The 25824-nt window shown below is 73.2% G+C and carries 21 protein-coding genes, 1 rRNA gene and 1 pseudogene; 13 read left to right on the top strand and 10 right to left on the bottom strand.

Going from position 1 to position 25824, the window contains the following annotated elements:
• The 3 genes and pseudogenes from ACIQE0_RS02955 to ACIQE0_RS02945 form a co-directional block, all read right to left on the bottom strand.
• Positions 1–87, bottom strand: a 16S ribosomal RNA gene (locus tag ACIQE0_RS02955); the annotation flags it as partial.
• A gap of 852 nt (positions 88–939) precedes the next feature.
• Positions 940–1353 carry an NUDIX hydrolase gene (locus tag ACIQE0_RS02950; RefSeq protein WP_402328606.1) on the bottom strand — a complete coding sequence of 138 codons (414 nt, stop codon included), beginning with the start codon at positions 1351–1353 and terminating at the stop codon, positions 940–942.
• A gap of 34 nt (positions 1354–1387) precedes the next feature.
• Positions 1388–1504, bottom strand: a pseudogene (locus ACIQE0_RS02945) (NUDIX domain-containing protein); the annotation flags it as partial.
• A gap of 331 nt (positions 1505–1835) precedes the next feature.
• On the opposite strand from ACIQE0_RS02945, the gene ACIQE0_RS02940 reads away from it, so the two are divergent.
• A complete protein-coding gene (locus ACIQE0_RS02940) occupies positions 1836–4439 on the top strand; it encodes a tetratricopeptide repeat protein (RefSeq protein ID WP_402328604.1) in 2604 nt (867 codons plus the stop codon).
• A complete protein-coding gene (locus ACIQE0_RS02935) occupies positions 4432–5412 on the top strand; it encodes a Gfo/Idh/MocA family protein (protein ID WP_402328602.1) in 981 nt (326 codons plus the stop codon). Before ACIQE0_RS02940 ends, ACIQE0_RS02935 begins: the two co-directional genes overlap by 8 nt.
• Before the next feature lie 159 nt (positions 5413–5571).
• Here ACIQE0_RS02935 and ACIQE0_RS02930 read toward each other — a convergent pair whose 3' ends face one another.
• Complete coding sequence (locus tag ACIQE0_RS02930; RefSeq protein WP_402328600.1) at positions 5572–7407, bottom strand: FAD-dependent oxidoreductase; 1836 nt, start codon at positions 7405–7407, stop codon at positions 5572–5574.
• Positions 7408–7620: 213 nt separating this feature from the next.
• Here ACIQE0_RS02930 and ACIQE0_RS02925 point away from each other — a divergent pair, with 213 nt between their 5' ends.
• From ACIQE0_RS02925 to ACIQE0_RS02915, 3 genes are all read left to right on the top strand, one after another.
• On the top strand, positions 7621–8154 hold the full coding sequence (locus tag ACIQE0_RS02925) for a GNAT family N-acetyltransferase (protein ID WP_402328598.1): 534 nt from the start codon (positions 7621–7623) through the stop codon (positions 8152–8154).
• 223 nt (positions 8155–8377) lie between these two features.
• On the top strand, positions 8378–9760 hold the full coding sequence (locus ACIQE0_RS02920; RefSeq protein WP_366332770.1) for an MFS transporter: 1383 nt from the start codon (positions 8378–8380) through the stop codon (positions 9758–9760).
• Between the two features lie 125 nt (positions 9761–9885).
• Positions 9886–11811: a helix-turn-helix domain-containing protein gene (locus ACIQE0_RS02915; RefSeq protein ID WP_402328596.1), complete on the top strand. Its 1926-nt coding sequence runs from the start codon at positions 9886–9888 to the stop codon at positions 11809–11811.
• A gap of 39 nt (positions 11812–11850) precedes the next feature.
• Here ACIQE0_RS02915 and ACIQE0_RS02910 read toward each other — a convergent pair whose 3' ends face one another.
• Complete coding sequence (locus ACIQE0_RS02910) at positions 11851–13116, bottom strand: alpha/beta fold hydrolase (protein WP_402328594.1); 1266 nt, start codon at positions 13114–13116, stop codon at positions 11851–11853.
• Between the two features lie 232 nt (positions 13117–13348).
• Between ACIQE0_RS02910 and ACIQE0_RS02905 the strand changes: the two genes are divergently transcribed.
• The 3 genes from ACIQE0_RS02905 (at position 13349) to ACIQE0_RS02895 (ending at position 16091) form a co-directional block, all read left to right on the top strand.
• The gene (locus ACIQE0_RS02905) at positions 13349–14218 is read left to right on the top strand and encodes a universal stress protein (RefSeq protein ID WP_402328592.1); all 870 of its coding nucleotides are present in this window, start codon (positions 13349–13351) and stop codon (positions 14216–14218) included.
• Between the two features lie 137 nt (positions 14219–14355).
• Positions 14356–14655 carry a dsRBD fold-containing protein gene (locus ACIQE0_RS02900; protein WP_402328590.1) on the top strand — a complete coding sequence of 100 codons (300 nt, stop codon included), beginning with the start codon at positions 14356–14358 and terminating at the stop codon, positions 14653–14655.
• 74 nt (positions 14656–14729) lie between these two features.
• Positions 14730–16091 carry a nicotinate phosphoribosyltransferase gene (locus tag ACIQE0_RS02895; RefSeq protein ID WP_402328588.1) on the top strand — a complete coding sequence of 454 codons (1362 nt, stop codon included), beginning with the start codon at positions 14730–14732 and terminating at the stop codon, positions 16089–16091.
• A 36-nt stretch (positions 16092–16127) separates the two neighbouring features.
• Here ACIQE0_RS02895 and ACIQE0_RS02890 read toward each other — a convergent pair whose 3' ends face one another.
• Positions 16128–16994: a universal stress protein gene (locus tag ACIQE0_RS02890; RefSeq protein ID WP_402328586.1), complete on the bottom strand. Its 867-nt coding sequence runs from the start codon at positions 16992–16994 to the stop codon at positions 16128–16130.
• A gap of 217 nt (positions 16995–17211) precedes the next feature.
• On the opposite strand from ACIQE0_RS02890, the gene ACIQE0_RS02885 reads away from it, so the two are divergent.
• A complete protein-coding gene (locus tag ACIQE0_RS02885) occupies positions 17212–17352 on the top strand; it encodes a hypothetical protein (protein WP_402328584.1) in 141 nt (46 codons plus the stop codon).
• Positions 17349–19754 carry a glycoside hydrolase family 65 protein gene (locus tag ACIQE0_RS02880; RefSeq protein WP_402328582.1) on the top strand — a complete coding sequence of 802 codons (2406 nt, stop codon included), beginning with the start codon at positions 17349–17351 and terminating at the stop codon, positions 19752–19754. The genes ACIQE0_RS02885 and ACIQE0_RS02880 overlap by 4 nt, the downstream gene beginning before the upstream one ends.
• Before the next feature lie 33 nt (positions 19755–19787).
• On the opposite strand, the gene ACIQE0_RS02875 is transcribed toward ACIQE0_RS02880, so the two are convergent.
• Entirely contained in the window at positions 19788–21269 is a 1482-nt protein-coding gene (locus ACIQE0_RS02875; RefSeq protein WP_402328580.1) for an APC family permease, read from the bottom strand.
• 135 nt (positions 21270–21404) lie between these two features.
• A complete protein-coding gene (locus ACIQE0_RS02870) occupies positions 21405–22031 on the bottom strand; it encodes a YigZ family protein (protein ID WP_402328578.1) in 627 nt (208 codons plus the stop codon).
• A 238-nt stretch (positions 22032–22269) separates the two neighbouring features.
• Here ACIQE0_RS02870 and ACIQE0_RS02865 point away from each other — a divergent pair, with 238 nt between their 5' ends.
• The 3 genes from ACIQE0_RS02865 (at position 22270) to ACIQE0_RS02855 (ending at position 24477) form a co-directional block, all read left to right on the top strand.
• Positions 22270–23037 carry a type VII secretion system-associated protein gene (locus ACIQE0_RS02865; RefSeq protein WP_402328576.1) on the top strand — a complete coding sequence of 256 codons (768 nt, stop codon included), beginning with the start codon at positions 22270–22272 and terminating at the stop codon, positions 23035–23037.
• 127 nt (positions 23038–23164) lie between these two features.
• On the top strand, positions 23165–24037 hold the full coding sequence (locus ACIQE0_RS02860; RefSeq protein WP_402328574.1) for an SDR family oxidoreductase: 873 nt from the start codon (positions 23165–23167) through the stop codon (positions 24035–24037).
• A 32-nt stretch (positions 24038–24069) separates the two neighbouring features.
• Entirely contained in the window at positions 24070–24477 is a 408-nt protein-coding gene (locus ACIQE0_RS02855; protein WP_366332794.1) for a CoA-binding protein, read from the top strand.
• Positions 24478–24604: 127 nt separating this feature from the next.
• Here ACIQE0_RS02855 and ACIQE0_RS02850 read toward each other — a convergent pair whose 3' ends face one another.
• Both ACIQE0_RS02850 and ACIQE0_RS02845 read right to left on the bottom strand, forming a co-directional pair.
• Positions 24605–25162: a YbaK/EbsC family protein gene (locus tag ACIQE0_RS02850; RefSeq protein ID WP_402328572.1), complete on the bottom strand. Its 558-nt coding sequence runs from the start codon at positions 25160–25162 to the stop codon at positions 24605–24607.
• A gap of 27 nt (positions 25163–25189) precedes the next feature.
• Positions 25190–25762 carry an XRE family transcriptional regulator gene (locus ACIQE0_RS02845; protein ID WP_366332798.1) on the bottom strand — a complete coding sequence of 191 codons (573 nt, stop codon included), beginning with the start codon at positions 25760–25762 and terminating at the stop codon, positions 25190–25192.
• Positions 25763–25824: the final 62 nt, after the last annotated feature.

Raw genomic sequence — 25824 nt, 5'->3', positions numbered from 1 at the left:
CCTCCCGAAAGAGGTTCATCGTTCGACTTGCATGTGTTAAGCACGCCGCCAGCGTTCGTCCTGAGCCAGGATCAAACTCTCCGTGAATGCTTACCGGACTGCGTTTAATTAAAAACTGCCGGCAAAAACACTCGCGTTGAGCGGAACCACAAGGAGGAATAATCCCCGCGGTTCACAGCGTCCTCGCTGTAGTGTGCCTCCCAAGAATGGGAGGACTTTCAAAGGAACCTCATCTCCCTGACGGGAGACGGGGTATCAACATATCTGGCGTTGACTTTTGGCACGCTGTTGAGTTCTCAAGGAACGGACGCTTCCTTCGGCCACCCTCTCGGGCTTCCTCCGGGCGCTTCCCTTCGGTCTTGCGTCTCCGACTCTATCAGACCCTTTCAGCCCTGATTTCCGCCGGTGCGATCCGGCCTTTCGGCTTTCTCGCGGCTCCGACTTTATCAGATCCTTTTCCGTTCCCGGTCCGCTTCTCATATGAGGCGCTACCGGTTCGAATCCGGTTCCGAATTTCGTCGGAGGGTCCACCTTTCGGCGCGGCCACCACGTTAGCGGAATCCCTCGGCGACTCATAATCGAGTCCGGTCCGAATTCCGGCATGCCGAAATTGTTCCCGTCGAGGGGTCGTGCGGTAGTGGTGTGCCGCTGAAGCGGCGAGATGGCTGCCGTGGGGCCGGTCGGCTCCGTGGCAACTCGAAGAACCTACACGATGCTGCGAGCCCGGCGCGACCTGGGGGCACGTCCGAAGAGGGTCGTACCCACCGCGGCCGTGATGCTTCGCCGGGTTTGGCGTGGGGCGGGGCGAGGCGCTCAGCGTCGGGGCCGCGGCCGTTCGAGAGTCAGTGTCCCCTCGGCGTGCAGTCGCCGGTGCGCAGCGGGCCCTGGCCCTGCGGGCGGGATGGCAGCGCCAGGCGGAGGGGTCGTGTGCGTAGCCGGCTACCTGGCGAGAGTGCCGTCCAGGTACCGCTGTACCGGCTCGAACAATTCGTGGGGGACATACTCGGGAATCTCGCCGTGGGATACCCAGGCAAGCTCGGCCGGCTCCTCGTCGTCCGCCAAGTGTGCGGTTCCGGTGACCATCTCGCAGGCCGTGTAGGACGTCGGCCGTCCCGTGGCCGGGTGGGCGCGCTCGCCCAGCAGCTTGACGGCGGAGACGTGCAGTCCGGTCTCTTCCCCGGTCTCGCGCACGGCGGCGTCCTCAGGGGACTCGCCGGGCCTGACCTCGCCGGCCGGGAACTGCCAGAAGGGCTCCCCCTCGCCGATCCGCCGCCGCACCATCAGCACACGTCCCTCGTGAACGATGAGGGCTACCCCGATGCCGGGGCGCTCCTCGGCCTTCTGCTGCGTCACGTCTGCTCCTCCAGGGCGGAAAGCAAGGGCGGGTGTGGGCTCGGTTTCCCGGGTGCTGCCGGACTGCGAGGTGCACGCCGGTCTCGTCCAGTGTTTCCCGCACGGCCGCCGTCGCTGTCCTGGATCCGGGTTCGGTCACTCCTGCGGGGAAGAACTGCGCGGCGGCGCGGCCTGCGACGCCGTGGCTGCCCGCGGCGTCAGGGCAGGGTGGCGGAGCGCGAACTGCGGTGCATCGCGCGCAGAGCGAAGGGGGGTTCTGGCCGCGGGCGCGGCGGCCGGCTTGCCGGGTGTTGGGGCAGGCGGCAAGAACTCGTGTACGTCGTGGGGCTTCGTCTGCCGCTGATGCGACGTATTCCGGGACCGGCGGTGATCACGCTACGGTCGGTGTGGCCGAGCCGGCGCAGGGCGGCGACGTGGGTCGTGGAGCTCTGGGATGACGTCTGGGGAGATTGATGGCGCGCGTCAACTTACGTGCTGCGTTCATGAGCGGTACGGCCTCACGGGTCGCCGCGCAGCAGGTGTTCACCAATCGTTCCGACGAGACGGCCGCGTTCGCCCGGTCGCTCGACGAGCTGCACGCCTCGCTGGACGCCGCCGCGATTTCGCCCGTCGCCGATCGCGTGCAGGGGCGGCGCAACGTGCTGACGTTCTACGGAGTCGGCGGCATAGGCAAGACGACCCTCTCGCATGAGTTGGAGCGGCGGTTTCTGGCCGAGGCGGAGGCCGAGGGCCGGAACGACGTCGTCTCTGTGCGGGTCGAGCTGTCGGAGGAGGGCGCTCACGACATCGAGACGCTGCTCCTGCGGTTGCGAGCGGGGCTGGGGCGGCTCGGCAGCCACTGGCCCGCGTTCGATCTGGCGCTGGCCTCCTACTGGGCCCGCGCTCATCCCGGCGAGCCGCTGCAGGAGTTCCTGGACGCGTCGCCGATGGTCCGCCGGGCCTCGCGCAGCGCCGGCCTCAGTGAGCAGATCTCCCAGAACATCGGTGCGCTCGTTCCCGAGGTGGGGGGCCTTGCCGGGCTGGCGCAACGCGCGGCGCTGCTCGTCTACCGGGCCATCCGGGAGCGGGTACGCGCCGGGCAACTGCTGGCGGAGTGTGAGCTCTTCGCCGAGTTGATCGAGGCGGACGCCGACTACGAGAGCCTGTCGTTCTTCCCGTATCTGCTGGCGTGGGACCTGGACCGGCAGGCGGGCCGGGGCACGCGTCCGAAGGTGTGCGTGTTCCTCGACACCTTCGAGTTCATCGACGGCCGGGTCGACCGCACGGCCGAACGCTTCCTCCAGCGCTGCGTCTACCTGATGCCGAACGTCCTCTTCGTCCTGACCGGACGCAACCGCGTGACGTGGGCGGACAGCGCAGTCCAGGGCGAGCTGGACTTCACCGGCCCGGAGTGCTGGCCCAACCTGCACCACTCCAACACCAGTTCCGAGCCGCGGCAGCACCTCGTGGGCTACCTGTCGGAGTCCGACGCCCACAGCTACCTCTGCGAAGCGCTCACCCGGGACGGAGATCCGGTGATGCCGGCCGACGTGCGCGAGCGCATCGTGTCCGGAGGGCAGGGGCTCCCGCTGTATCTGGACTTGTCCGTGTCGCACTACGCGGAACTGCTCGCCCGGGGACGCCGGCCCGGCGTCGGCGACTTCGGCGGGTCGTTCACCGCCGTGGCGACGCGGTCGATTCGGGACCTCCCCAGGGAGGAACGCGATCTGGTCCGTACCGCCGCGCTCATCGACCGCGTCGATGCAGACCTGCTCCGTGCCGGCCAGCCGTCGCTGCCGGAAGGGGTGATCGCCCGCTTCCTGCGGCGCCCCTTCCTCACCCATGACGACGCATACGACCTGCCCCACTCCCTCCACCTCGCGCTCCGCACCGCCGTCCGCGGGGCCGACCAAGGGCTTCCGGACGGCTGGTCGGACCGGGACCGTACGGACGTCGCCGCCCGGCTTCTGCGCCGGCTGGGAGAACGGCTCGGGGAGTCGGCCGGACGGGCCGCCACCGCGCAGGCCCTGGCGCTCGGGCTCAGAGTCGCCGATTCCTACGGCGTCTTCGACGACTGGTTGGCCCGGGCCGCACAGCGTCTGGTGGCGGCCGGGCAGTGGACCGAGATCGGAGCCGGACTCACGGCGGACGCGGCCGGCGTCCCCGAGTACCGGGCGATCCGGGCCGCCATACAGGGCGTACAACTGCGCAGATCCGGGCACGCCCGCCGCGCCGTCGAGGTACTGGACGGGGCCGACGCCGGCATCGCGCCGACCAGCCTCACGGCCCAGCTGGTACGGCTGCACCTCGCGCACGCCCTGCGCAACCACGGCGACTACAACCGCGCGGCGGAGTACTACCGCGGGCTGCTCAGCGGCGAGTTCGCGAGCGCGGCCCGGTACTGGTTGGCGGACTACGACTACCTCAACGGCCGGTTCGCCACCGCCCTCGCCGCGCTTGAGCACCGTCCCGAGCGGGACGCGGCCGACGAGGGCGAACGCCTGCGGCTGATCGGGCACATCTGGCGTGTGAACGCCCGTTTCGACAAGGCGACCGACGCCTACACCCGGGCCGTCGCTCTCGCCAGAACCGAAGGTCTGCTGGCCGCGGAAGCCAAGGCGCTTGCCAACCTCGCGCAGACCACCTGCTGGTCCGGCACGGTCGACGCGGTGACCGAGGCGGCGGTGCGGGGAAAGGAACTGCTCGACCTGGTTCCGAACCCCGTGGAACTGGTCAAGATCCGGTCCGCCGAAAGCGTCGGCCATGCGGTCGCCGGCGACCGCACCGCGGCCCTGGCAGCGCTGGCCGACACCCGCGAGCTGGCGGACGGCATCGGCTACCGAGGCGGTCACAACCTGGCCGACGTGGCGGCCGTCCTGATCAGCAAGCTGGCCGGTGACCTGGACGAGGCACGCCGGGTCCGTGCCCGACTCGACGACCGCACGCGGGCGTCCGGCGGCAACACGTACTGGGTGCCCATCGTGACCACATGGATCGAAGGGGTCGACGCGGCGGCCGCACGGGAACCGGCCGTCGACTGGGTCGACGGATCCGCGCCCGCGTTGGCCCGCTGGGCCCGGATCGGCGAAGGGGCACGCCGTGGCTGATCAACTGCGCGTAGGAATCGTGGGAATCGGCATCATCGCCCAGACACACCTGGAGGTTCTCGCCGAGGACGAGCGCTTCACGGTCTCCTTCACCGTCGATCCCCACCGGGACGAGCCGGTCGACTTCCGCGGCACCAGGCCACCGCACTACCCGGCCCTCCACGACGCCCTCGACGCACACGATCCCCACCTCGTGGTGATCGCCACGCCCACCGAGGCCCACGCCGCTCTCGCCGTGCAGGCGCTCACCGGCTCCGCCGGCCGCGTGCTGGTCGAAAAGCCGCTTGTGCACACCCGGAGCGCGCTGGCCCGACTCCACGCCCTCGACCCCACGGCAGACGTACGGGGAAGGCTCCTCACCGCACACCACTTCGCCTTCTCCCCCGAAGTGCGCTGGGCCGCCGACCAGCTCGCCGCCCATCCCGAATGGGGGCCGATCACGAGCGTCACGTCGGCCTTCTACGACCCCTACGTCCTGCGGGGGCAGCAGGCCTTCGACTCGTACGTCTCCAGCTGGATGGACTCCGGCGTGAACCAGCTCAGCGTCCTCGCCCGGCTCGTCGAACTCACCGGCCCGGTCACCGGCAGCCAGGCCGACGGGGGCGCGAGCGCCTGGTACACCGCCGCCTACACCTCCCGCGGCACGACGGGAACGGCGCGGCTGCGCAGCAGTTGGCACACGGGAACCAGCAGCAAGGAGACGGTCGTGACGTTCGCCGAATCCGGCGTGGAGATGTGGATCGACCACACGGCCATGACCGGCTTCGCCGCCCGGAACAGCGAACTGCTCTCCACCCACGGCAGCGACGGCCGCACACCGCGCAAGATCGCCCACTACCGACCGCTGTACGACAGCATCGCCTCCGGAACCCCCGACGCCGTCCTCGGCTTCCCAACTGCCGTGCAGATCACCGAACTTCACCACGTTGCCGGAGCCGCGGAGGTCGGGATTCTTGACCCTCGTGACGGCTGACGCGCAGTTGTTGCGGTGAGAGGAAGGGAGTTGCCGGTGTCCCCTTTCCGTTGGCGGTGAGCCTCGTCCGACCGCAAGGCCGGCGCGTGGGGCGAACCGAGCTGCCCGAACCGAGCCGCTCGGGGCGGCGGCCCTTGCGGGGCGACTCGGTGTCGGGTGCTACCCCAGGTCGAAGGTGTTGGGCAGCCCCAGCCGGTAGCGCACCTCGTCGACCCGCTTGAGGGGCTCCATCTCCGGCGGCCGGTACAGCTCCCAGATGTGGCACCGTTCGGCGCTCGAAGTGTCGGCGTCCAGCAGGGCGTTGACGGCGCGGCGCGCGGACTCGTTGGCGCCTTCCATGGTCGCCAGGTCCACGTCCGTACGGACGTAGTCGCCCGCGAGGAAGAAGTTCGGCACCGCCGTCCTCGCCGACGGGCGGTGGTAGAGGGTTCCGGTGGGGTGGATGAGGAGCTGTTCGCGGTTGTGCGGGTGGGGGCCGCCGAGGCCCGTCACCGCCGGGTCCATGAACCAGCCGAGCCGGTCCTCGTCCCGGAGCGTCGTCTTGCCGGAGTCGTTCAGCCCGTCCTTCAGCTGGGCCCAGAGTTCGGCGACGATCTCGTCCTTGGTGCACTCACGGGCCGTCTTGCCGTACAGGATGCCGGGTCTGTCCCACTCGGAGATGATCGTGGAGAGGCATTCGCGGGCCTGCCCGTCCCCGTAGTCGCGGGAGAAGTCCCGGACGTCCCAGAACTGCGTCTGGCCGATTCCGGTGACCGCCCATGGTGAGTCGAGGCAGTTGATGTGGCCGTACACGACGGGGGTGGGCGTGCGCAGGTAGAACATCACGCCGGTCATCCAGTCCGCCTTCAGCGCGTCGCACCGCCCGAGTTGAGGGTCGGCGGCGCGCAGGGCCGGGCCCCAGGTCGCGCGCGCGTGCTCGACGGGGAGGGCGGAGACGTAGTGGTCGGCGGTGAGGGTGCGCTGCCGGCCGCCGTCGCGCGCCGCCACGCGTACGCCGGTCACCCGGCCGCCGCCGTACCCCACCTCCCGGACCTCGGTGCCGAGCACGAAATCGACGCCCAGGGAGCGCAGATGCCGCTCCCAGGGGTCGATCCACGCCTCGCTGGTCGGGGCGTTCAGCACCCGGTCGATGTCCGCGTCGCCGTCCATGCCGCGGCCGAGCAGGCCCCACAGGAGGAGGGCCTCGATGATGACGCGGCCGACGGTGCGGGTGGAGGCGATCTCGGCGCGGGTGGCGACGAGGTTGCGGGTCTGGCCGATGCCGAGGAGCACCTGGTACTCGCGACTCATCTCGCCGGCCCGGATGAAGTCCCACCAGGTGACCTTCTCCCACTGGCCCTCGCGGCGGGCGTCGCAACTGGTGAGGTGGACCAGGAGGCGGTTGGCGAAGTAGGCGGCCTCGTGGGCGGGCAGGTGAGTGGCGAGGTCCAGCACCGACAGCAACTGGTCGCGGATCCAGGACGGGGTGAGGTCGCCGGGGGCGGGCGGAGTGGTGATCCGGCGGAGCGGGAAGTGCAGGTCCGGGCGGCCCGAGCCGCGCGCGAACAGCGCCTCCGTACTGCCGCGGAGGTTGCCGTGGACGCCGTTCGCGTTGCCGGGGAAGGGGATGCGGCGCATGGTGTCCGGAAGATTCCGGTAGAAGCCGGGGAAGAAGCGGAAGCCGTGCTCGCCGGGGAGCGGCTTGCGGCCGCCGGTTCCGGTCCCGGGGACGTCCATGGAGCGGGCCTTGCCGCCGAGGGTGTCGTAGTACTCGTAGACCGTGACCTCGTAGCCGCGTTCGGCGAGTTCGTGGGCGGCGCTGAGGCCGGAGACTCCGCCGCCGAGGACGGCGACGCGCTTGCCGGAGGAGGCCGCGGCCGCGCTGCCGGCAGCTCCTGAGGCGCCGACCGCTCCTCCGCCGACGACTCCGGCGACCGCTCCCCCGGTCGCCGTCAGGAAGTGTCTGCGGCTGCGTCCGTTGTGCCCCGCGGGCTGCCGCGCGTGTTCTGTTGTCATGAGTATCGGAGGGTAGGGAGAGGCCCGGGGAGCCGGAAGCCCTCCGTCTCGTCACTCACAGCATCCTCACAAACACAAAGAGGCAGCGGCTTCTGGGGTGTTGGTGCAAGGCCGGCCGGTCGGCTCGTCTCCGCGGCGCCGTGGGGGCCCGGAGCGGCGGCGTGACGTGCGCCGATTACCGGCGAGTCCCCTGCCTTCGGCAGGATGGGGGGCATGACTGAGATCCGTACCCCCCGCCTCCTGCTCCGTCGCTGGGATGACGACGACCTTGTGCCCATGGCCGACATCAACGCGGACCCTCGGGTCATGCGCTGGATCGACGACGGCTCGGTGCGCGACCTGGACCACACGGCGGAGGCCATCGAGCGGTGGGAGGAGGAGTGGGACGAGGAGGGCTTCGGGCTCTTCGCCGTCGAACTGCTGGCCTCGGGGGAGCTGGCCGGCTTCACGGGGCTGTCCGTGCCCGAGTTCCTGCCCGAGGTGGGGCCCGCCGTGGCGATCAGCTGGCGGCTCGGCTCACCGTTCTGGGGCCAGGGATACGCGTCCGAAGCCGCCCAGGCCACGCTGGAGTTCGCGCTCCAGGACCGCGGCCTCGACCAGGTCATCAGCATCAGCCGGGCCGGTGACACCGCCTCCGAGAACGTGATCCGCAAGCTCGGCATGGCGCTGGAGCGCGAGACGACCCACCCGGTGTACGGCTATCCGCTGCGCGTGCACACCATCGACCTCACCGAGTACCAGGCGTGAACGGGCCGAGCCCCCGGATCATGGAGTAGGGCGCCCCTGCTTCGGCCCCGGCCGACCGTCCGCCCAAGGTCACCTTCAGGCACCCCGGCACTCGCGTCGATGGTGGTCGCGCACATCCCCCGCCCCAGGACTGTGGGGATTCGCGCCATACCGCCCTGACCTGCGCGTTTCTACGGTGTGGCGACACGAAGCCGCCCCCATCGCCTGTCCGGAAGTGGTGCCCATGACCGCCCCCGCAACCGCTCCCCCGACGTCCGCCGGTCTCAGACGGATCGTCGCCGCCAGCCTCGTCGGCACCACCATCGAGTGGTACGACTACTTTCTCTACGGGTCGGCCGCGGCGCTGGTCTTCGGGCGGGTGTTCTTTCCGGAGTCCGATCCGTTGACGGGGACGCTGCTTGCGTTTCTCACCTATGCGATCGGGTTTGCCGCACGACCGTTGGGTGCCTTGGTGTTCGGGCACTTCGGGGATCGTGTCGGGAGGAAGAAGCTGCTGGTGGTCAGCCTGTTGATGATGGGTGGGGCCAGTGCGTTGATCGGGTGTGTGCCGGGGTACGGCACGATCGGGGTGTCGGCGCCGATCCTGTTGACGGTGCTGCGTCTTGTGCAGGGCTTTGCCCTGGGGGGTGAGTGGGGCGGGGCGGTGCTGTTGGTGTCGGAACACGGTGATGCCCGGCGTCGCGGGTTCTGGGCCTCGTGGCCGCAGGGTGGCGCGCCCGCGGGAAACCTGCTCGCGGTGGGTGTGCTCGCGGTGATGACGATGGTGCAGAGCGACGCGGAGTTCCTGGCGTGGGGGTGGCGGATTCCGTTCCTGTTGTCGGCGGTGCTGGTCGGCCTCGGGCTGTGGATCCGGCTCACGGTGGACGAATCGCCGCTCTTCAAGGAGGCGTTGGCCAAGGCGAACGCGCGCAAGGCCGCGCAGGGGGCCGAGCCGTCGCCGCTGCTGGAGGTGGTGCGGCGGCACTGGCGCGACATCCTGGTCGCCATGGGGGCGCGGATGGCCGAGAACATCTCGTACTACGTGCTCACGACGTTCGTGCTCGCGTACTGCGTCGAGCATGTCGGCGTCGGGAAGCAGGACGCCCTGAACGCGGTGCTGATCGGCTCCGCCGTTCAGTTCTGCCTGATTCCGGCGTTCGGGGCGCTGTCGGACCGGGTCGGGCGCAAGCCCGTGTACCTGGTGGGGGCGGTGGGCGTCGGCGGCTGGGCGTGGGCCTTCTTCGCCCTGCTGGACACCAAGTCCTTCCCGGCGCTGGTCCTCGCGGTGACGGTGGGGCTGGTCTTCCACAGTGCGATGTACGCCCCGCAAGCGGCCTTCTTCTCCGAGCTGTTCGCCACCCGCATGCGGTACTCGGGCGCGTCCATCGGCGCGCAGTTCGCCTCCGTCGCGGCCGGCGCGCCGGCGCCGCTGATCGCCACCGCGCTGCTGTCGTCGTACGGCAACGCGACCCCGATCGCGGTGTATCTGACGCTGGCCGCCGCCCTGACCGTACTGGCGCTGATCGCGGGTCGGGAGACGCGGGGGAGCGACCTGGCCCGGGTGTCGGAGGAAGCCGAGGGGGCGTCATATGCGCCTGCGGGGGAGACAGCCGGGTCGTCCGCCTGAGATCCTTCCTGGCAGGGCCTGTCCGACGGGGGCGGTGCGGATCAGCCCGTGCCGCCCCCGTCGGACAGGTCTCAGGGGCCGGGTGCCCCGCCCTCCCCCGGTCCCCTCCCGCAATGGCGCCCCACATGTCCCAAGACACCCTGTCCCCCGCCGTGTATCTGCGCCGTCTGCTCGACCTGCTCAGTGCGGACGCCCCCGCCGAGGAGTTCGGTGCGATCGCGGCCGAGGCGCGCGTGGGCGGGGTCGACGAGCGGGACCTGGCGGAGATCGAGGGGGCCACCCGGACCGTGCTGCGCATGCGGGGTGTCCTGCGGCAACACCGGCGGCGCGAGGCGGAGTTGGCCGCGCTCTTCGACACCGCGAGCGATCTGGCGGGGCTGCGTGACCTGGACGCCGTGCTCCAGTCGATCGTCCGGCGCGCCAGGACGCTGCTCGGCACCGCCACCGCGTATCTCACGCTCCCCGACGCGGCGGCCGGCGACACCTATATGCGGGTGACCGACGGCTCGGTGTCCGCGCTGTTCCAGGGGCTGCGGCTGGGGCTGGGGGACGGTCTGGGCGGGCTGGTCGCGCAGAACGCCAAGCCGTATGTCACCCCCGACTACCGCACCGACCACCGCTTCCGTCACACCCGCACCATCGACGCGGGGGTACTGGACGAGGGGCTGGTGGCGATCCTCGGCGTGCCGCTGCTGCTGGGGTCCGGCAACGGGGGCGGGGGCGAGGTCATCGGGGTGCTCTTCGCCGCCGACCGCACGCCGCGGGCCTTCTCCCCCGACGAGGTCGCCCTGCTGTGCTCGTTGGCCGCGCACGCCGCCATCGCCATCGACACCGCCGAGGCGATCACTGAAACCCAGGCCGCACTGGCCGAGTTGGCGGCGGCCAACAAGGTCATCCAGGAGCACGCCGCCGCCATGCAGCGCGCCGCCGAGGCCCATGACCGGCTCACCGACCTGGTGTTGCGCGGCGGCGACGTGTCGGACGTGGCCGCCGCGGTCGGCGGGCTGCTGGGCGGGGCGGTCACCCTGCACGACCCCGAGGGGCGCCCGCTCACCGCCGTCGGGCCCGGCGGCACCGCGTTCGCCGGCGGCGCCGCGGTGGCCGACGCCGTGGAGGACTCCCGGGCCGCCGGCCGCACGGTGCGCCACGACGACCGCTGGACCTTCGCCGTACTGGCCGGGCAGGAGGTCCTGGGCGGGCTCGTGCTGCACGGCCGGCCCGACCTCGACGACGCCGACAAGCGGCTCTTCGAACGGGCCGGGGTCGTCACCGCGTTGCTGCTGCTCCAGCGGCGCTCCATCGCCGAGGCGGAGAACCGCATCCGCGGCGAACTGATCACCGATCTGCTGCACGCCCCCGACCGCGATCCGGCCGGCCTGGCCGAGCGCGGCCGCCGGCTCGGCTTCGACCTCGACCGCCCGCATCTGCTGCTCGCCGCCGAGACCGACGCCGCGTCCCGGCAGCGGCTGGCCGCGGCCGGGATGCGCTACCGCGGCGGCGGCGAGAGCATCAGCGCCGAACACGCCGGCGCCGTGGTGGTGTTGCTCACCGACGACGGCACCCCGCCGGGGGACGCGGCCCGGGCCGCCGCGGCGCAGCTGACGCAGCTGGCCGGTGCCCCGGTGACGGTCGCCGCGGCCGGGCCCGCGGCCGGCCCGCAGGCGCTGGCCGCCGCGCACGCGGAGGCGGCCCGCTGCCTGCGGGCGCTGCGGGTCCTGGGCCGCACGGGCGGTGCCTGCGCCGCCGACCTGGGCTTCCTCGGCGTACTGCTCGGCGACGAGAAGGACGCGGAGGGGTTCGTCACCAGCGTCCTCGGTCCCCTCCTGCGGTACGACGACCGGCGCGGCACCGCGCTGGTGGGCACCCTGGAGTGCTACTTCGGCTGCGGCGGGAGCCTGACCCGGGCCAAGGACGCGCTGCACGTCCACGTCAACACCGTCGTCCAGCGGCTGGACCGCATCCAGACCCTGCTCGGCCCGGACTGGAACAGCCCCGAGCGCGCGCTGGAACTCCAGATCGCGCTCCGGCTGCACCGGTTGGCCGGGAGCTGACGTCCGCGCGGCGTCCGCAGGCCCAGGGCGGCCGGAGGGTCAGACCCGGCCCGCCGCCAGGTCCATCAGATGGGCCAGCACCCGGTCGCCGGACGCGGCGAGCCCGTCGTGCTCCCACTCGTTGGTGACCCAGACCCGGGCGGCGCCGAGCGTCCGGGCGGTGTCCAGGGAGAGGCCGGCGTCCACGTAGATGTCGTCGTGGTAGACGGCCGCGGCGAGCGGGACGGTGTTGGCGGCCAGCCGCGCCGGGTCGTACAGCGGCGCCCAGTCGGCGCGCCGGGCCAGGTGGTCGGCGGCGTCCGCGAAGGGCCGCAGACCGCGGATGTCCTGGAACATCCAGGGGTAGATCATCTCGCCGGTGAGCAGCAGCGGATCGGCGTCCTCGGCGAAGTCGGGGTCGGCGGCGTGGGCGCGGGCGGCGGCCCAGCCGGTGGGCCCGGCGCCCTGTCCGTAGAGGGTCTCCTGGAGGACGGCGTAGAGCGGGTTGTCGGTGAAGCCGGTCAGGGCCATCGCCTGATGGAGGAAGGTGTCGCTCAACTCGCCGTCGGCGTCGAGCGCTTCGTCCAGCAGCCAGTGCAGGCGCTCGTGCCCGTCGCCCATGCCGAGGACGAGGCCGAGGGTGCGCAGGCGGCGGACGGTGAGCCGGTCCCCGTCGGGGAGCCGGACGTCCTCGGCGGTGAGGAGGTCGGCGATGCGGCGCAGACGTCCGGCGTCCTCCGGGTAGCGGGCGTAGAAGGCGTGGACGCGCTCGCGCACGCGCGGGAAGGTCCGGGCGTAGACCTCGTCGGCGGTGGCGGTCAGGCCCGGCAGACCGCCGGCGACGTAGCAGGCGGTGAGACCTTCCGGGGCCTGGGAGAGGTAGGTGAGGGTGAGGAAGCCGCCGTAGCTCTGGCCGAGGGTCGTCCAGGGGCGGTCGCCGCACAGGGCGCGGCGGATCAGTTCGGCGTCCGCGACGATCGAGTCCGCCCGGAAGTGCCCGAGGTGGGCGGCGAGTCGGGCGGGGTCGGGGAAGCGGGCGGCGGCCCGTGCGGTGAGCGGTGTGGAACGGCCGGTGCCGCGCTGGTCGAGGAGGAGGACGCGGTGCGTCTTCAGGGCGTGGGCCAGCCAGCCGGGCGAAGTGCCCGACGGGCGGGGCGACTTGCCGCCCGGCCCGCCCTGCAAGTACAGCAGCCAGGGCAGGTCCTCGCCGGCGCGGGCGGGGTCGGCGACCTCGCGGGCGAAGACCTGGAGGGTGTCGCCGCCGGGGGCGGCGTGGTCCAGCGGGACGGTGAACACGTGGTCGACGGTGGCATATGCGGGATTCATGGCGTGGCTGCTTCCCGGGTGGTGGTCCGGACGTCTGGGCGGTCGGGCCGTGCCGCGCGGGCGCGGCCCGGGGACATTCTCGGGGGCGCGGGAACGGACCCGGCCGAGGGGGGGTGTCCGCCCGGGACGTGGCGGCCGCTTCGGCGGAGACTGGAGGTGCGGCGCACCGCCGGCCGCGGTGGGACGCCGCACTGTCCGTCAACGGTGAGCGGACCGGGAGCGAGGTGAGGTCATGCAGGAAGTGATCACCGTGGGCGTCGACGGAACGCCCGAGGCGACGGCCGCCGTGCTCTGGGCGGCGGACGAGGCGGAGCTGCGCGGGGCCCGGCTGCGGCTGCTGCACGCCTGGGCGCTGCTGGCGCCGGAAGCGGAGCCCGGACAGGCCGGGCAGGACGATCAGAACTACTGGCCGCACCGGATCATCGGCGAGGCCCGGGACGCCGTACGGGACCGCCACCCCGGCCTGCCGGTGGACGAGGCGCTGGTGGGCAAGGACCCGCAGATCGCCCTGGAGGAGGCCGCGGAGCTGTCGTCCCTGCTGGTCCTGGGCTCACGGGAGCTGGGCGCCATGGCGCGGTACGTGATGGGCGAGATCGGCCTGAAGGTGATGGCGCACACCCACACCCCCACGGTGCTGGTCCGGGCCCGGCTGGGCTCCGCGAGAGGCGCGCCCGACGCCCCGGTGACGGCCGGGCTGAGCCTGCACGAGCCCTGTGCGGCGCTGCTGGCGTTCGCGTTCGAGAGCGCGGCCCGGCGGAACGTGCCGCTGCGCGTCGTGCACGGCCGGCATCTGCCGTCGTACGCGTACAACCGGGGCGGCGGGGTCGAGCCGATCGTCGCCAAGGAGACGGCCGCCACCGCCCGGGCGGAGCTGCGGGACGCGCTGCGGCCCTGGCAGGAGAAGTTCCCGGAGGTCTCCGTGGACGCCCGGGTGGAGCTGGAGGGCGCCGCGCGGGCGCTGCTGCGGGACGCCGAGGACGCCGCGCTGCTGGTCGTCGGGCGCCGGCACAAACTGCACTTCCCGGCGCCGCGGATCGGCCATGTCGTGCACGCCGCGATGCACCACGCGCCGTGCCCGGTCGCGATCGTGCCCCACGAGTGAGCAGACCGGCCCGGGGCCGCCGCACGGACAGGCGCCCGGGGCGGTTTCTCCCAACAATGGGTGGCAGGGGCGACGGACGGCGCGGGGGCCGGTGGCGCGGTCCGGTGCGGCCCCGGAGGACACCGCGGAGGTGAGCCATGGCGAAGACCACCGAGTGGCCGGTCCGGCTGATTCTCACCGAGGAGGACGGGACGACGCTGGCGCGGGTGGAACTGGACACCGGGATCCGGACGCTGACCGGGCACGGCCGGGCCCGCTGCAACCCCGAGGACACCGACGTCCCGGTGATCGGGGACGAGTTGGCGGCCGGCCGGGCGATGAAGGACCTCGCGGGGCAGCTGATCAGGCTGGCCGACCGCGATCTGGCGGGCGTCGGCGCCGCGCGCCCGGGGCACGAGCGGCGCACCCTCTACGGCTGGGCGGACGAGCTGGCCTGAGCACCGCCCGCGGGCCGGCCGCGGGGCGCGCGGGCCCGCTCCGCCGGCGCGAGGCGTCCGGGAAGGAGCCGGCGATGCCGGAGGCGACGACGGCCGGTCCGACCACGACCGACCTGTACGAAGTGACCATGGCGCTGACGTATCTGCGGGAGGGGATGACGGGGCCGGCCACCTTCAGCTGCTTCGTCCGCGAGCTCCCCGCCGACCGGGGGTTCCTGGTCGCCGCCGGAGTGGAGTCGGTGCTCGACTTCCTGTCCCGCTTCCGGGTCGGGCCGGATGACGTCGAGGTGTTCGCCGAGGCGCTGCACCGGCCGGCCGCCGCTCTGGCACCGCTGCTGGGGCTGCGGTTCACCGGGGAGGTCCGGGCGGTACCGGAGGGGCGGGTGGTGCTGGCCGGTGAGCCGCTGCTGGAGGTCACCGCGCCGCTGCCGCAGGCGCAGGTGGTGGAGACCGTCGTCCTGAACCAGCTCAGCCACCAGACCGCCGTCGCGTCCAAGTGCGCCCGGTGCGTGCTGGCGGCCCGCGGCCGGCCGGTGGTGGACTTCTCGCTGCGGCGGACGCACGGCACGGAGGCCGGTTTCCAGGCGGCGCGGCTGGCGGCGCTGGCGGGTTTCGCGGGGACCAGCAACGTGGCGGCGGCGCACGCCGAGCGGCTGGCGGCGGTCGGCACCATGGCGCACTCCTTCATCGAGGCGTTCGAGGACGAGGACGCCGCGTTCACCGCCTTCGCGCGGACCCACCCGGGGCCGGTGACGCTCCTGGTCGACACCTACGACGTCGATTCCGGGGTGGCGGCGGCGGCCCGGGTGCTGCACGCCCTGGACCGCGCCGAGGGGTCGGCGGTCCGCCTCGACAGCGGCGACCTGGCGGCGCTGGCGGTCCGGACGCGGGCGATGCTGGACCGGGCGGAGCTGCCGGGCGTGCGGATCGTGGCCAGCGGCGGGCTGGACGAGTTCGCGGTGGACGACCTGGTGCGGTCCGGGGCGCCGATCGACGTGTTCGCGGTCGGCACCCGGGTCGGGGTCAGCGCGGACGCGCCGTACCTGGACTCGGCGTACAAGCTCGTCGCGTACGACGGCCGGCCGGTGATGAAGCTGTCGGCGGCGAAGGTCACCGCACCGGGCCGGAAGCAGGTGTTCCGGCACCCGGGCTGCCACGACGTGATCGGGCTGGCCGAGGAGCCGGTGCCGGCGGGCGGCGTGCCGCTGCTGGAGACGCTGATGCGCGACGGGGCGCGCCGGGCGCCGCGGGCCCCACTGGCGAAGGCCCGGGCCCGGCTGGCGGCGGACCTCGCACAGCTGCCGGCGGCGGCCCGCACCGTCCGGTCGCCCCGCCCGCCCTCGGCGTCGGTCTCCGCGCCGCTGGCCGCGCTGACGACGGAGGTGCGCCGGCGGATCGAGCGGGCGGTACTGGCGCCGTACGGCCATCCTGTGTGACGGCCGGTGCGGCGGCCTCGACCCGCCAGAAGCCTGCTAGCCGCGCGGTACCACCACGACCGGGCACGCGGCATGGTGGAGGGCGGCGTGCCCGACCCGGCCGAGCTGCAACCCGAAGTGGCCGTGCCGGTGGCGGGCCCCGACGACCAGCAGGTCCGCGGCGGCGGACCGCTGGACCAGCACCTTGTGCGGCGATCCCTCGACGGTGGTGCGGCGGACGTGCACCGTCGGGTGCGCCGCGGACTCCTCCGCCACCGCCGCGTCGACCAGCTCCGACGCCAGGTGCTCGTAGTGCCGCTCGGGCCCCAGGGCGCGCTCGGCGGGGTCGGCGGTCTCGTAGGCGGGGCAGCGCCAGGCGCGGACCGCGTCCAGGACGCAGCCGCGGGCCTCGGCCTCCCGGAAGGCGAACCGGACGGCCGGGGAGCCCTTCGCGGTGTCGCCGACGCCGAGCAGCACCCGGTCGTGGGCGCTCTCCAACCCGGCCTTGTCCCCCCGGACCACCACCACCGGATGCTGGGCACGCGCGGCCACCGAGAGGCTGACCGACCCCAGCAGCAGGTCGGCGAACTCCCCGCGCCCCTTGGACCCGAGGACCACCGCGGCGGCGTAGGGCGCCTCGCGCAGCAGCGCGCCGACCGCGTCGTCGGCCAGCACCTGGACCGAGACCGCGACGTCGGGGTTGCGGCGGGCCGCCCGGTCGGCGGCGGAGGCGACGACGCGGTCGGCCATCGCCAGTTCGCCGGGGTCGTCGTCCTGCGGGGTGACGCCCTCGTAGCGCTCCCACCGGGAGGCGTAGACCAGACGCAGCGGCAGTCCGTGGAGCGCCGCCTCGTCCACCGCCCAGTCCAGGGCGCGCATGCCGGCATCCGATCCGTCCACGCCGACGACCAGGGGGAGTTCCATCGCCGCCACCGCCTTCCGTCGCTCGGGCCGCGGTCGGGCCGGGGCGGGCGCCGGGTCGGGCCGCGCGCGGCCGGCGGCGCGGCGACCGGATGCGCCCTCGGCTCCCTTCCATCGTGTGCCCCGGCCCCGGGCCGCGCCAGGTCCGGCGCGGCCACGAGCGGCCCCGTCCCGGATGTCGTGGTGCCATGGAGGGACGAGTCTGCCGAAGGGATCCGCCATGGCTGCCGCGTCGCCGCCGGCCCCGTGCCCGCACCCGGTGCGGGCCGTGGCCTTCGACGCCGCCGGCGGGGACCGGAGCGGCGCCTACGTGGTCGGCGCCGGCCTCGGCGATCCGCCGGTGCCCGGGACGGCCCGATGACGGCGCCGCCCTGGACGTGGACGTACGAGGGGTACTACCCCGAGGAGGAGCGGCTGCGCGAGGCGCTGTGCACCCTCGGCAACGGCCGGTTCGCCACCCGCGGCGCCGCGTCGGAGACGCCGCCCGGTCCGGTGCACTACCCGGGCACCTATGCGGCCGGCGTCTACAACCGGCTGACCTCCACCGTCGCCGACCGCGTGGTGGAGAACGAGGACATGGTCAACCTCCCCGACTGGCTGCCGCTGCGCTACCGCATGCGCCCCGCGGACGCCCCGGCGCCCGGCCCGTGGCTCACCCCCGACCACCCGCAGCTGACCGGCCACCGCCGGACCCTGGACCTGCGCCGCGGCACCCTGACCCGCTGGTCGTCGTACGAGGACGAGGCCGGGCGGCGGCTGACCGTGACCGAGCGCCGCCTGGTGCACATGGCCGAGCCCGATCTCGCCGTCCAGCGCGCGGTGTTCACCGTCGAGGGCTGGTCCGGGGAGGTGGAGGTCGCGGCCGGTCTGGACGGCACCGTCCGCAACCGCGGGGTGGCCCGCTACCGCGACCTGGCCGACACCCACCTGACCGACTGGGAGACCGGCGCCGAGGACGACGGGGCGTGCTGGCTGCGCTGCCGCACCCTCACCTCCGGCATCACCGTCGCACTGGCCGCCCGCACCCGCGCCGCCCCGCGCGGCGGCACCGTCCGGACCGCGGTCGCCCCCCGCCGGGTCTGGCGGCTGCACACCGTCCCGGTCCGCCCCGGCACCCCGGCCACCGTCGACAAGACCGTGGCCCTGCACACCTCCCAGGACCGGGCCCGCACCGCGCCGCTGCCCGGCGCGCTGTCGGCGGTCCGCCGCGCCCCGGCCGTGCCCCGCCTGCTGGCCTCGCAGCACCGTGCCTGGCAGCACCTGTGGCGGCAGGTGGGACTGGACGTCCCCGGCGAGGCGGGCCGGATCCTGCGGCTGCACGTCTTCCACGTGCTGCAGACCCTCTCCCCGCACACCGCGCGGCTGGACGTGGGGGTGCCGGCGCGGGGCCTGCACGGCGAGGCGTACCGGGGGCACGTCTTCTGGGACGAGCTGTTCGTGCTGCCGTATCTGAACCTGCGCTTTCCGGAGGTGTCGCGGGCGCTGCTGTCCTACCGCCACCGGCGGCTGCCGGAGGCCCGCCGGGCGGCGCTGGAGGCCGGCCGGACGGGCGCGATGTACCCGTGGCAGAGCGGCAGCGACGGCCGCGAGGAGACCCAGCGGCTGCACCTCAACCCGCGCTCCGGCCGCTGGCTGCCGGACCACTCCCACCTCCAGCACCACGTCGGCTCGGCGATCGCCTACAACGTGTGGCAGTACTGGCAGGCCAGCGGCGACACCGCGTTCCTGCACACCAAGGGCGCGGAGATGCTGCTGGAGATCGCCCGCTTCTGGGCGTCGAGCGCGGACTGGGACCCGGCGCTGGGCCGCTACCGCATCCGCGGGGTGGTCGGCCCCGACGAGTACCACGACGCCTACCCGGACGCCGACCGGCCGGGCCTGGACGACAACGCCTACACCAACGTCACCGCCGCCTGGGTGCTGTCCCGGGCGCTGGACCTGTGGCGGACCCTGCCGGAGGCGCGCCGGCGGCCGCTGTTCGAACGGCTGGAGCTGACCCGCGAGGAGCCGCAGCACTGGGACGACCTGGCGCACCGGCTGTACATCCCCTACCACCGGGGCGTCATCAGCCAGTTCGCGGGCTACGAGCGGCTCGCCGAACTCGACTGGGCGGGCTACCGCGCCCGCTACGGCGACATCCGGCGACTGGACCGGATCCTGGAGGCGGAGGGCGACACCGTCAACCGCTACCAGGCATCCAAACAGGCCGACGTCCTGATGCTCGGCTACCTCTTCTCCCCCGCCGAACTGGCCGGTGTCTTCGGCCAGTTGGGATACCTCCTGGACGACGACATCTGGCAGGCGACCGTCGACCACTACCTGCGGCGCACCAGCCACGGGTCGACGCTCAGCTCCGTGGTCCATGCCTGGGTGCTGGCGCGGGTCCGCCGCGACGACGCCTGGGGGTACTGCGAGGAGGCGCTCACCGGCGACGTCGCCGACGTCCAGGGCGGCACCACCGCGGAGGGCATCCACCTGGGAGCGATGGCCGGCACCCTGGACTTCGTACAGCGCGGGATGACCGGCCTGGAGACCCGGGACCGCGCCCTGTGGCTGGACCCGGCGCCCCTCCCCCAACTGTCCAGGTTCGGCGTGCGGATCCGCTTCCGCCGCCACCGGGACATCGACCTGCGCATCCACGCCGACCGGGTCGCGATCACCGTGCCGGAGTCGGAGCACGCGGCGGTCCGCGTCCGACTGCGCGGCCGCCCGTTCACCGTCGCACCGGGAACGACCCGCCGACTCGACCTCCCGGACGACTGAACACCCGGGCCACCACAGCGACTTGACACTCCATCAGTTCACAGCCCGAGGCCGGGGCGCGTCCTCATCCTCCCCCTCCGCACCCTCATCCCCTCCCCGCAGATACTCCTCACTGATCCGCTTCGGACCGAACGGCCACTCCCGTTCGTGGCGGGCCCACGCCAGGAACGCCACCAGTCCCGCCGCGACCCAGGCCAGCGACCACTCGATGGGATGCCGGCCGGGCGCACTGCGGTCCGCATAGCCGTAGATCACCAGCCAGCCGACCAGCGCGACCAGACTGGGCAGCGGGTAGAGCCACATCCGGTAGGGGCGGCGCAGCGTCGGCTGCCGGCGCCGGAGCACGGTGACCGCGGCGACCTGGGCCAGCGACTGCACGATCACCATCACCGTCGTCAGCAGCTGGATCACGGTGGCCAGATCGGTGTGCCGGCCGAGGAGGACGCCGGCGGCCATGATGCCGGCCATGGCCAACAGCCCCAGGACGGGGAAGCGGTGACGGGGGTGCAGCGTCCCGAACGGGCGGAAGAAGACCCGGTCCCGGGCGGCGTCGTGCGGGACCCGGGAGCCGCCGAGCAGCCCGGTCATGACGGAGGTGACGGCGGTGATCAGGATGAGCACGGTGACGGCGTCGGCGGCGGTCCGGCCCCAGGTGCGTTCCAGGACGGCGGAGGCGACCGAGGAACCGGCGGTGCTGTGCGGGTCGAGCATCTCGCGCCAGTCGACGACGCCGAGCGTGCCGATCTGGAGCAGCAGGTAGATCGCCATGATGCCGACGATGGAGAAGAGGATGGCGCGCGGCAGGGTGCGGCCGGGCTGCTTGATCTCGGCGCCCATGTACGCGGTGGTGTTGTAGCCGAGGTAGTCGTAGACGCCGATGGTGAGCCCGCCGGCGAACCCGACCCAGAAGTGACCGGCCGTCAGGTCGATCGCGTGGGCGGGGAGGGTGAAGGCCCGCTCCGGGCTGAAGTGGGTGAACGCCGCGACGATGACCAGGCCGACCGCGGCGATCATCACCGTCCACAGCACGACGGTGAGCCGGGCGATCCGCTCCACCCGGCCCCAGAGCAGCGCCACGATCCCCACCGTGACGACCAGCCCGACCACGTCCCCCTGCGGCTGGCTCATCCCGGGCCACAGATAGCCCAGGTACTGCACGAAGCCGATGACACCGGTGGCCATCGCCAGCGGGATGAACAGCATCGCCGTCCAGACGAACAGAAACGGCATCAGCTTGCCCGTCCGGTACTGGAACGCCTCCCGCAGATAGACGTAACTCCCGCCGGCCCCGGGCAGCGAGGCGCCCAGCTCCGCCCACACCAGCCCGTCCGCGAGCGCCAGCACCGCCCCCGCCACGAACCCGATGACCGCCTGCGGCCCGCCGAACGCCGTCACCATCAACGGGATCGTCACGAACGGCCCGACGCCGCACATCTGGCTCATGTTGATCGCGGTGGCCTGGAACAGCCCGATCCGGCGGACGAAGCCCACCCGTTCCCCGAGGAGGTCCGGCATACGCGATGTCCCTTCCCCTGCCGGCGCGCACACCGGTCCACGGCCCGTTCCGCCGGCCAAGGTTGACACGCCGGGCGCCCCCGCGCACCGGTACGGACCGAACTCGCCCCCACCGGCCCGCGCAGGCACGTACGCCTACACCTCCCCGTACGCCTCCCCGCCGAGCTCCAGCCGCGCCGTCCCGGCCGTGGCGTCCGCCAGCCAGGACCGGAACCCCTCCAGCTCCGCCTCCGGCAGCCCCACCTCGATGCTGACCTCGGCCCCGTAGGTCACCTCGCGCACCGCCCGCCCGGTCGTCCGCAGATCGTTCTCCAGCCGGCCCGCGCGCTGGTGGTCCACGGTGACGGTGACCAGCCGGAACCGCTGCCGGGTGACCGTCCCCAGCGCGTCCAGCGCCTCGCCGACCACGCCCCCGTAGGCCCGGATCAGCCCACCGGCCCCCAGCTTGATCCCGCCGAAGTACCGCGTGACCACCGCGACCACATAACGCACCTCCCGCCGCACCAGCATCTGCAGCATCGGCACCCCGGCCGTACCGCCCGGTTCACCGTCGTCGCTGGCCTTCTGGACACCGCCGTCGGCCCCGAGGACGTAGGCGAAGCAGTGGTGGCGGGCGGTCGGGTGCTCCTTGCGGATACGCGCGATGAAGTCCTGGGCTTCCTCCTCCGTCGCGACCGGCGCCAGCGCACAGATGAAGCGGGACTTGTTGATCTCGATCTCGTGGACACCCTCGCGGGCCGGCGTCCGGTACTGCTCCTGCATCCGACCACCCTATGCGGCGACCGGCCGGGACGGTCCCGGCCCCCGGCCGTCCGTACCGCGCCGGGCACTGCGCCGTACGGCGCAGTCCGCACCTCCGGGCGGCGTACCCGGGCCCGTCGCACGGTGCGTCGGGGAGACGTCCGCGGCCCCCGTGGGCACTGTGGCCCCAAGCGGGCCCCCGCACCTCAAGGAGGCCGACGGCCCGCGGAAACGGAACGGCGGCACGGCGGAGGACGCGATGGACGACAGCACGCAGGCGGCGATGACGGCCGGCGTCCCGGTGACCGGCGAGAAGATGCCCGAACCGCCGCCCGAGGTCGTCGAGGCGGCCCGCGAGGCTCCTGACCACTGGCTGGCGATGGTGGACCTGACCTGGGCGGACGACGGCGCCCCGCCGCTGTGGGCGGTGATCGGCCAGTGGCGGTCCGACCCGCACGGCGACATCGTGGAGTGGCGGGACAACCCGGAGTACCGCCCGTCCCCGCAGACGCTGGACTGGCCGGACCCCACCGACCCGGTGGACTGCGCCGTGCAGTTGGCCGCCACCGGCTACGGCCCGGACCGCGCGGTCTGCGAGGAGCTGGCGCGGGCGGAGCTGTCCTTCCTGGTCACCGCCACCGGCGCCCCGCTGGCCACCGCCTCCCCCGAGGGCGCCCGGGTGGTCCCCGTCTACACCTCCGAGGCCCACCTGGAGTCGGTGGGCCGGCTGCTCTACGACCGGCGCCCGGCCGCCGACCTGCTCGACGAACTGCCGCCCGGCCACGCCCTGTACCTCAATCCGTCCGGGCCGGTGAGCATGATCGTGGAGCCCGAGCAGCTGCGCGCGGCGCTGGCCGTCGCCGGCGCCGCGCGGCGCGCCCGGAAGCCGGCCGGCGCCACGGCGCTGCGCCGCGGTACCGGCACCGGGGCACCGGAGCCGGTGAGCGGCGGCCCGGCGATCGGCAAACCGGCCCGCTCCGCGCGCACCCGCGTCGTCGGCGCCGGCCTCTCCGGCGGTCCCGGCTGACCGCCGCCACTTAAGCCCGCCCCGCCCGTCTTCCCCTTCGGGCGGGGCGTCTTGCTGTCCGCCCCCGGGCGCTCCGTTGCCGCCTTCGGGCCCGGGGCGGGGCCGGACTGCCCTACGGTAGGGCGGCATGAAGGTCTTGGTGATCGGCGGCAGCGGGTTCCTGGGGACCGAACTCGTGCGCCGGGCAACGGCATCGGGCTGGCAGACGGCCGCGACGTACTGCTCGCGCCCCGGCGACGCCCCCAGGGCGTCCTGGCACCGGCTCGACCTCCGCGCCCCCGGGCGGATCGACGAGGTACTGGCCGCGGTCGCCCCCCGTGTCGTCGTCAACGCCACGAGCGGGAAGAGCGACTGGGCGGTCACCGCCGACGGCTCGGTCCGTCTGGCGCTGGCCGCGGCGCACCGCGGCTGCCGCCTGGTCCACGTCTCCAGCGACGCCGTCTTCGCCGGCTCCGAGGTCCCCTACGACGAGGGCTGCCTGCCCGATCCGGTCACCCCGTACGGCGCGGCAAAGGCCGCCGCGGAGACGGCCGTTCGGCTGCTGGTGCCGGGTGCGGTGGTCGCCCGCACCTCGCTGATCATCGGGGACGGCGGATCCGTGCACGAGCGCCTGGTCCACACCGTGGCCGCCGATCCCCGCCAGGGCGTCCTGTTCACCGACGAGATCCGCTGTCCGGTGCATGTCGAGGACCTGGCCTCCGCGCTGTGGGAACTGGCCGGGTCCGACGAGGCGGGAGTCTGCCACCTCGCCGGCGCGGACGCCCTCAGCCGTCACGCACTCGGCGTTCTCATCGCCCGGCGCGACGGACTCGACCCGACCCGGCTGCCCGCCGGACGCCGGGCCGAGAGCCGCCTGCCCGGAGCCCTCGACGTCCGCCTCGACAGCACCGCCACCCTGCGGCGCCTGCGCACCCGGCTCCGCGGGGCCCGCGCGTTCCTCCGCGCGGGGAATCAAGGGGAGCCGTTCCCCCGTTGTGCCGGCGGAACCACCGACACGTGAGCGGAACGCCCACGCCGATGACAGGAGCCCGCATGCACGACGACCAGGCGACCATCCGCCAGATCCTCACCGAGCTCGGGGACACCTGGGCGATCGTGGGGCTGTCCGCGAACCAGGAGCGCGCCGCCTACCACGTCGCGGAAGTGCTCCAGGGCTACGGCAAGCGCATCGTCCCCGTGCACCCCAAGGCCGAGACCGTGCACGGCGAGAAGGGGTACGCCTCGCTCGACGCGGTCCCCTTCCCCGTCGACGTCGTCGACGTGTTCGTCCGCAGCGACCTGGCCGGAGACGTCGCCGACCGGGCCGTGGCCATCGGCGCCAAGGCCGTCTGGTTCCAGCTGGGCGTCACCGACGACGACGCCTGGCACCGCACCCGCGCGGCCGGGCTCGCCATGGTGATGGACCGCTGCCCGGCGATCGAGATTCCCCGTCTGGGGTGAACGCGGGGTGCGGTGGGGCCTGTCCGGCGGGGCCGGGCGGGTCCTGGGGGGGCGCCTTCGAACCGACGCCTGCCGTACGGCGCCTGGCACGGCCACCGGCGGAACACCGCCGGTTTGAAGACACGCCTCAGCCGACGCCCAGCCCCTCCAGGACCGTGGCGCCCGGTAGTTCGGCCAGTGCCTTGCCGGGCAGGATGAGCTTGCCGCGGCGGCGGCCGCTGCCGATCAGGGCGTAGGGGGTGTCGGCGACCGCGGCGTCCACCAGCAGCGGCCAGGCCGCGGGCAGGCCGATCGGGGTGATGCCGCCGTACTCCATGCCGCTCTCGCCGACCGCGGTGTCCATGGGGGCGAACGACGCCTTGCGGGCGCCGAGATGGCGGCGGACCACGCCGTTGACGTCGACGCGGGTGGTGGACAGGACGACGCAGGCGGCCAGCGTGACCTCGCCGGCGCGCTTGCCGGCCACCACGACGCAGTTCGCGGACTGCTCCAGCAGCCAGTCGCCGTAGTGGGCGACGAGGGATTCGGTGTCCGCGATGGCCGGGTCGGTGTCGACGAAGCGGACCTCCTCCACGGGGACGGAGCCGCGCCAGTCGCGCAGGGCGGCGGCCACGGGGTCGGTCAGCAGGTCCAGGCACGCAGTGGCGGGCCGGACGTCGTCGAAGGCGTCCATCGGCACGGGCATACCGCCAAGTTAGCAGTGGCGACGGGGTCAGCGGGCCGCCGGAATGATCACCGCCATGGTCATCTCCACCGGTTCCGCGCCGTCGTTGCGGTAGCCGTGCGGAACCTTGGCCTCGAAGGTGGCCGAGGCCCCGGCGACCACCTCGTGCGGGGTGCCGTCGACGAGCAGCGTGAGGGTGCCGGAGCGGACGTGGAGCAGCTCGACGGTGCCCGGCAGATGCTGGTCGGAGGTGCTCTCGTCGCCGGGCATCAGCCGCCAGTCCCACATCTCGAACGGGCCCGGTGCCTGACCGCCGACCAGGAGCATGGTGTGGCTGCCGGCCTCGGTCGACCACATCCGGACCGCCTCGCCCGGTGCCACGATCCGCACCTGGGGGCCCTGTTCGTAGTCGAGGAGCGTGGTGATGCTGACCCCGAGCGCGTCGGCGATCTTGACGGTGGTGCCCACGCTCGGGTTCGTGCGGGCCTGCTCGATCTGGATGATCATGCCGCGGCTGACGCCGGCGCGGGCCGCCAGCGCATCGAGGGTGTAGCCGCGTTCGGCGCGCCAGTGCTTGAGGTTGCGGGCGAGCGCCTGGGTGAGCTGGTCGAGATCCGTCACGGTCCGTCCAAGTCAGGAGGGGATAGGTCAATATTTTTGCTATCGCAGTTCAGCATGTTGGA

It is taken from the genome of Streptomyces sp. NPDC093097 (assembly GCF_044754325.1).
Classification (GTDB): Bacteria; Actinomycetota; Actinomycetes; order Streptomycetales; family Streptomycetaceae; genus Streptomyces.
The sequence above is the reverse complement of the archived record's forward strand: the minus strand, read 5'-3'. Positions and strand labels throughout refer to the sequence as shown.